We start from the raw sequence: 7,301 nt of genomic DNA, 5'->3' as shown, positions 1-7,301 counted from the left end.
TCTTGCCGGGCGCGATCGCATTGGCTTCGCTTGCGACCACGCCGTAAGCGTTGATGCGGCCGGGGTTGGGCGTGAAATCGTCCATCTCATCGTTCATCAGCACGCCGGTGCCTGACGCGACCACGCGCGCGCCGAACCAGTCGTTGAGCGTGTAGGTCAACGAGACCGCGTTGCCGGCGCGGTCGATGATCGAGAAATGCGTGGTGTTGGAGCCCTCGTGAGGCGCGACATCCTTGCCGAACTCGCTGGAGATCCCGGCCTTGTCGGCACTGATGGTCTCGCGGATCCTGGCCGCATAGTCCTTGTCGATCAGCCGCTCGAGCGGATTTTTGACGAAGGTCGGATCGCCAAGCAGCGTATTGCGGTCGACGAAGGCACGCCGCATCGCCTCGATCTCGTAGTGCAGCGCCTGTGCCGATCCCCAGCCGAACTCGCGCAGCCTGTATCCCTCGAGGATGTTCAACATCTCGCAAAGAGCGGCGCCGCCGGAACTCGGGGGAGGCGCCGAGATCAGGTGGTAGCCGCGGTAGTCGCACTCGATCGGCGCAAGCTCGCGCGTCCTGTAGCTTGCCAGATCTTCTTCCACGATGATTCCGCCGCCGGCGCGGCTGGCCTTGACGATGGCGGCCGCGGTCCTGCCGCGATAGAAGCCGTCGGCGCCGTGAGCGCGGATCAGCCGCAAGGTGCCCGCGAGCTCGCGCTGCACCAGGCGCTGGTTCGCCAGAAACGGCATTCCCTTGTTGAGAAAGATCTCACCGGTCGAGGGGAACTTCCTGAAATCGTCGGTCGCGGACGCCAGCATGTCGACATCGCCCTGATCGAGCGTGAAGCCATCCTCGGCGAGGTCGATCGCCGGATCGATCAGCGCCGGCCGGGCCATGGTGCCGTATTTTTTCCGGGCATATTCCAGGCCCGACACCGTGCCGGGAACGCCGACGGCGAGCCAGCCGGTCGTGCTCAGGCCGTCGACCACCTTGCCGTCCTTGTCCAGGTACATGTCGCGGGTCGCAGCGCGCGGCGCCCGTTCACGGAAATCGAGGAAGGTCTTGCGGCCGTCGGCAAAGCGGATCGTCATGAAACCGCCGCCGCCGAGATTGCCGGCCGCCGGATAGACCACCGCGAGCGCATACCCGACCGCGACCGCCGCATCGACCGCGTTGCCGCCGCGCTTGAGGATGTTGACCCCGACCTCGGTCGCCAGGTGTTGCGCGCTGACCACCATGCCGTGTTCGGCCGCGACCGGCCGCACCGAGGCCGCCTGGGCTGAAACCAGACCGAGGCAGGCGAGGAGCAGACCGATCCCCGCAAGCCTCCCGGCGAGAATCCGGGAGCGATCCGGCCGAGTTTTCAACTTAAGCCTCGAAGGCTGCAAATGACTCGTCTCCCCCGATTGGGTATCTTGCAATCGCAGCACCCCTGGAGTGGATTTGACGTCGGATCGAATGACGGTTCTGAGCACTTTTAGCAAGGTTTATGTCCGAATGCGCCCTGGGCGACGCTTCGCGGCCGCTGCCACGGTCTTCTCACTGATCACAGGTGGATTTTTGCATGCCGATCCTGCCGCGGCGGCGTCCGAGGCTTGCGCCGAGATCGCGATCCTGCCGGCGCCGTTTGCGCCGTGGAGCGGCGTGCCGCTGCGGGTCATGGTCATTGCCGAGAAGCCGCTGGACGGCACCCTGTCGCTGATCGCGCCGGACGGCAGCGTCGCCGCCAAATCGGCCGACCGGCATGACGGGCCGCCTTACGCCTGGTTTGCCGAGGTTGCCGCGCCCGCGGCGGGCACCTGGCGGGCGACGCTGCAAGGACCGTCGGCCAATTGCGGGGCAACCCGCGACATCGCGGTGGCTGCGCGCAAGCCCGGGGCTTTCCAGATTCCTCCCGGGAGCATCTGGCCGACGCGCAACAACTGGAACAGCACCAACGAGGCGCTGTTCTCGGCCTGGATTGAAAAACTGTTCGACGGGCCGCCCGATCAGGATCTGAACTGGAAGGTCTGGTACGAGGTGCTGCGGGATCCGCAGCGCAACTTTCTCTACAATTATCTCGGCCGCAACGAAGACCACACCCAAACCGGCCTGCGGCCCGATTGCGCCGACTTCATCTATTTCCTGCGCGCTTACTTTGCCTTCAAGATGGGGCTGCCGTTCGGCTATTCGAATTGTTCGCGCGGCAAGCCGCCGCGGTGCGGCCAATGGTTCAACGTCGAGCATCCCGAGGTGACCCGTCCGGCTCCGCCGCCCGACAAGAATGCCGCGCCGGATGCCGAGGCCGCGGCCGCGCCGCCGCCGCCGAAGCAGCAGACGCCGAGCTTCCTGCGGGTCTTCGGCGGGCAGGCGGACCCGCAACCGGCCGACACACCGATTGCGCCGGCCGCAAACGCGGTCCCGCCTCCGCCGAAGCGCCCGACAAACTTCGCTGAGTATCTGCGCGACGTCGGCGACGTCGTCCATACCGGCTCGGTGCGTGCCGGCGATGATACCGCGGACTTCTACACCGTCCCGCTGACGAAGGAGGCGCTGCGTCCGGGCACGGTGTTCGCCGATCCGTACGGCCATGTGCTGATGCTGGTACGCCGTCTGCCGGAAATCAACGGCACGCCGGGGGTGTTCCTGGCCGTCGATGCCGAACCCGACGGCTCCATCACCCGCAAGCGATTCTGGCGCGGCAATTTCCTTTTCGTCCATGAGCCGACGCTGGGCACGCCAGGCTTCAAGCATTTCCGTCCGATCGTGCGCGACAAGGGCGGGCCGCTCCATCGCCTGAGCAATGCCGAGATCAACAGGCATCCGCAATTTTCCGATTTTTCGCTCGAGCAGTCGCAAATGTCGGCGGAAGATTTCTACGACCGCATGGACGACATCATGTCGCCGGAGCCGCTCGATCCGGCGCGCGCGATGGCGGACGCGATCACGAGCCTCACCGAACAGATCAGGACCCGCGTTACCGCGGTTGAAAACGGGCGGAAATATCAGATCAAGCAGCCGGGCGACACGGCGATGCCGGATGGCGCTTCGATCTTTCAGGCGAGCGGCGCCTGGGAGGATTTCTCGACGCCGGCGCGCGACCTGCGCCTGCTGATCGCGATCGACGTCGTGCGGAACTTCCCCGAGCGCTTCGCGCGGCGGTCGAACCGCTACGCGATCCCGGCCGGCAAGAGCGTCACCGAGGTGAAGAACGAGTTGCAGGCGGCACTGACGTCAGAGCTTGCCTCGCGCAAGGTCACCTATACGCGCAGCGATGGCTCGCAATGGACGCTCTCGGTCAAGGATGTGCTCGACCGGGCGACCGATCTCGAGATGGCCTATAATCCCAACGACTGCGTCGAGCTGAGATGGGGCGCGGCCGAGAACAGCGAAGAAGCCTCGACATGCAGACGCCATGCGCCGCAGGCGCAGCGGGTGAAAATGTCGAGCTACCGCGCCTGGTTCCGCGACCGGCACTGGCCGGCCGGCCGCGGTTAGGGCTGGATTTCAGACTGCCGCTAGGGTGCTGATACGGTGCAAGCCGGCGGGGCGAGCGACCCCGCATTGCGCTGGTGCAGCATTGATCGGGGAGCCGTATTTGTACGGACCAAGCGAAAACCGGCAGCCAATTTAAGTTCAGCCTTACCATCAGATTTTACAGGCTATTATCCGGTTCAACCTAAGCTGTCGTCGAATGGACGCGGCTTCTTGATGAACACGATCGGCAGCATCCGGCGCTGGTTCGGAATCGGCAACGCCAACGGGCGGGCGGGCCGAGCACTGCTGCTTGAGCAGTTCCGTATCCTTACCAGCCAGATCCCGATCCTCTATTGCGTCACCATCGTCGATACTCTCAGCATCGCCTACATCCTGCCGTCCTCGACACCCTGGTCTCTCAGGTTCGGCCTGCCCGGAATCCTGCTTCCCGTGTGCGCCGTCCGCCTCGTGCAATGGGTGAAGTTGAGATCGAAGCTGCCGACCCCGGAGGAGGCGCTCGGCTATCTTGCTTTCGTCCGCGGCGGCTCGACCCTGGTGAACGGTGGCTTTCTGATCTGGACCGCCATTCTGTTTCAGAACGTCGACGCCGAGCCGGCCACGCTGATCGCGCTGCTGGTTTTCCTGGGGTCGGTCGGAAGCGCATATTGTCTTGCGAGTTTTCCGAGCGCTGCGCGGCTGACGGTGCTGCTGTCCGGCTTTCCCAATGCACTGTGGCTGCTGCTTACCGGCAAAACCGTGCTGGTCTGCATCGGCCTCAACCTGTGTCTCCTGCTGTTCCTGCTCGTGCGGGTCATGAACATGAACTATCGGGACCTGGTGAAGCTCGTGACGTCGCGCGAAAAGATCTTCGCGGAGCGGGAACGGGCAAAGCGCGCCGAGATCGCGGCGGTCAGGGAGCAGGTCAAGGCTAACGAAATCGCTGACCGTTTCGACACCGCGCTCAACAACATGTCGCAAGGCCTGTGCTTCTTCGACGGCGAGCAGCGCCTGATCGTCTGGAACCGCCGCTACACCGAAACATATGACTTGGCGCCCGACAGCCTGCGGCCAGGAATGCACCTGAGGGAGGTCGTTGACCTGCGTTATGCGGTGGGAACGGCTCCCGCCATGACCAAGGAAGCATATCACCATTGGCGCGACCACGTTCAGGGCGCCGATCGACCGAGCGATACCATCGTCGAACTTGCGAACGGCCGTGTCGTCCTGATCCGTCACCGGCCGATGCCCGATGGCGGTTGGGTCGCGACCCACGAAGACATTACCGAACGCCACGAGGCCCAACGGGAGCTTTCGGAGGCGAAGGCGAATGCCGAGCGCGCCGAAGAAGCCGCGCGCGTCGCGCATGAGACGCTGGTTGCCGCGTTGGATGTGGTGCCGGAGGGGCTCGTCATTCTCGATGCGCAGGATCGCTATGTGCTCTGGAATCGGCGCTATTTGGAGCTCTACCCCGAAAGCCAGGATGCGCTCGTTGCCGGCATGCGATTTGAGGACACGTTGCGCTATGGTCTGGCGCGTGGCCAATACCCGGAAGCCAGCGGTCGCGAGGAGGAATGGCTGCAGGAGCGCCTTGCCCGGCATGCGCAGCCGCAGAGCGCGCACGAGCAACAGCTCGCCGGGGATCGCTGGATTCGGGTCGAGGAGCGCCGGATCGCCGATGGCGGCAGCATCGGCGTGCGCGTCGATATCACCGATCTGAAGCGCCGCGAGGCGTCCTTCCGTCTGCTGTTTGAGGAAAACCCGCTGCCGATGTGGGTGGTCGATCTCGACACCAGGGAGTTCCTCGCAGTCAATGCCGCGACTTGCCGGCACTATGGTTACTCGCGCGAGCAAATGCTCACGATGAAGGTGGATCAGATACGCGTCCCCGAGGAGGCGGAGCAGCTACGCGAGGAATTCGCTCGGCACAAAGGCCTGCAAACAGCGCAAGATACGCGGCGGCATGTCACAGCCGGCGGCAGGATCATCGAAGTCGCGATCGAAGCGCGGCCATTGCGTTATCAGGGCCGCGAGGCTGCCGTTGCCGTCGCCTTCGACATGACCGATCGCAAGCGTGCCGAACAGCGGATCCGGCATCTCGCCTGTCATGACGCATTGACCGACCTTCCAAATCGCGCGGCTCTGGACGAATACATGTCCGGTGCGCTCGAGCGGGCGATTGAGGAAGATCGCCAGTTTGCGGTGCTTTGTCTGGATCTCGATCGCTTCAAGCAGATCAACGATCTGTTCGGACATTCGATGGGGGACGCGGTCTTGTGCGAGGTCTCTCGCCGGCTGCAAACGGCCGCGCAGGGCGCGTTCGTGGCCCGAATTGGCGGCGACGAATTCATCGCGATCTGCGAGCAGGGGCCGATGCCATCGAGCGCCGAACTGCTCGCTTCCCGCTTCCAGTCTACGCTGGAGGACGAGATTCACGTCGGCGAACACAGTTTCGAACTCGGGCTCAGCGTCGGAATGGCCGTCTACCCGCGAGACGGCGACGACATACGGTCGCTGTTCGCCAACGCCGACGCGGCGCTATACCGCGCCAAGCACGATGGGCGCGGCGCGATCCGCTTCTTCACTGCCGCCATGGATCAGCAGCTGCGCGACCGCCGCACGCTCGAGCGCGATCTGAAGTCGGCGATCGCGAATGGAGAGCTGTCGCTCGAATACCAGCCGCAACAGCATGCCGACGGCCGCATCGTCGGCTTCGAGGCGTTGGCGCGATGGCATCATCCCGAGCGCGGTTCGATATCTCCCGCCGAGTTCATTCCGGTCGCGGAGGAGAGCGGGCTCATCGTCGAGTTGGGCGAATGGGTCTTGCGCGAGGCCTGCCAGGAGGCCGCGTCCTGGCATCCCTCGCTCCAGGTTGCCGTCAACGTTTCCGCGATCCAGTTCCGCCGGACGGCGCTTGAGCGGATCGTGCAATCCGTGATCGTCGAGACGAGAATTGCGCCGAACCGGCTCGAACTGGAAATTACCGAAGGGGTGCTGATCGAAGATGTCGGGCGCGCGCAACAGACGCTCAACGAATTGAAGGCGCTCGGCGTCAGGCTGGCGCTCGACGACTTCGGCACCGGATATTCATCGCTGTCCTATCTGCAGTCTTTCCCGCTCGACCGAATCAAGATCGACCGGACGTTCATCTCCAATCTCGGCCGCACCGAGCGCTCGCTCGCGATCGTTCGGGCGGTCATCGGCCTTGCTCACGGACTTGGCGTTCCCGTGCTTGCCGAGGGTGTCGAGACGAACAGCCAGATGGCTGTCGTGATGCGGGAAGGATGCGACGAAGTACAGGGTTATCTGATCGGCAAACCGAAGCCGATCCAGGCCTATGCCGCTATCACCACCGCCGGCAGTTCGGGGAACGCGCGGGTTCGGTATTCCGGCTGAGGTGGTGCGGGCGCGGTCGGTTACGGCATCAGCGCCTTGAACCGTGCCAAAAACCGCTTCTCGGCTTTGGCCGCGCTCCAGGGGGTCAGGTAGTCCTCGCGCGTGGCGGCAGACAGCACGGGATCGCGGCCGAACAGCCGCTTGGCCTCGTCCGCGGCGAAGCCCGCGAGCTCGGTGGCTTCCAGATAGGCCGCGCCGCGGTCGGCGGCCTTGATGGCCTGAGTGATCTTGTCGGCTAGCACGGCCGGCAGCCCGAAGCGGATGTGAATCGCGGATAGCAGGCGCTTTTCGACCGATTTGTAATCCTCGCCCAGCACCGCCTTGAATGGCGAAATCATGTCGCCGATCACATATTCGGGCGCATCATGCAGCAGCGCGGCGAGACGCCAGGTGTCGTCGATGCGCGGCATCTGCTCGCGCATCACGGTTTCGACGAGCAATGTGTGTTGCGCCACCGAAAAGATGTGC

General features: G+C 64.3%; 4 protein-coding genes. 2 read left to right on the top strand and 2 right to left on the bottom strand.

What is annotated here, in order from left to right:
• On the bottom strand, nt 1-1,300 hold a 1,300-nt coding region (ggt, locus tag VFL62_RS13200), incomplete at its 3' end, for a gamma-glutamyltransferase (protein WP_325172823.1).
• 181 nt (nt 1,301-1,481) lie between these two features.
• On the opposite strand from ggt, the gene VFL62_RS13195 reads away from it, so the two are divergent.
• Together VFL62_RS13195 and VFL62_RS13190 are read left to right on the top strand one after the other, a co-directional pair.
• Nucleotides 1,482-3,461 (top strand): hypothetical protein, encoded by a 1,980-nt coding sequence (locus tag VFL62_RS13195; protein WP_325172822.1) that lies wholly within the window; start codon nt 1,482-1,484, stop codon nt 3,459-3,461.
• Between the two features lie 213 nt (nt 3,462-3,674).
• Nucleotides 3,675-6,833: an EAL domain-containing protein gene (locus tag VFL62_RS13190; protein WP_325172821.1), complete on the top strand. Its 3,159-nt coding sequence runs from the start codon at nt 3,675-3,677 to the stop codon at nt 6,831-6,833.
• A 20-nt stretch (nt 6,834-6,853) separates the two neighbouring features.
• Here the strand turns inward: VFL62_RS13190 and VFL62_RS13185 are convergent.
• On the bottom strand, nt 6,854-7,301 hold a 448-nt coding region (locus VFL62_RS13185; RefSeq protein WP_325172820.1), incomplete at its 5' end, for a YfbR-like 5'-deoxynucleotidase.

The sequence above is a fragment of the Bradyrhizobium sp. genome, assembly GCF_035701725.1.
Taxonomy (GTDB): Bacteria; Pseudomonadota; Alphaproteobacteria; order Rhizobiales; family Xanthobacteraceae; genus Bradyrhizobium.
This window is presented reverse-complemented; position numbering and strand designations above follow the sequence as displayed.

What these genes read in the sequence shown, in the direction of transcription:
- VFL62_RS13195 (WP_325172822.1), top strand. Translation starts at nt 1,482, where the DNA reads ATGCGCCCTGGGCGACGCTTCGCGGCCGCTGCCACGGTCTTCTCACTG.
- VFL62_RS13190 (WP_325172821.1), top strand. Translation starts at nt 3,675, where the DNA reads ATGAACACGATCGGCAGCATCCGGCGCTGGTTCGGAATCGGCAACGCC.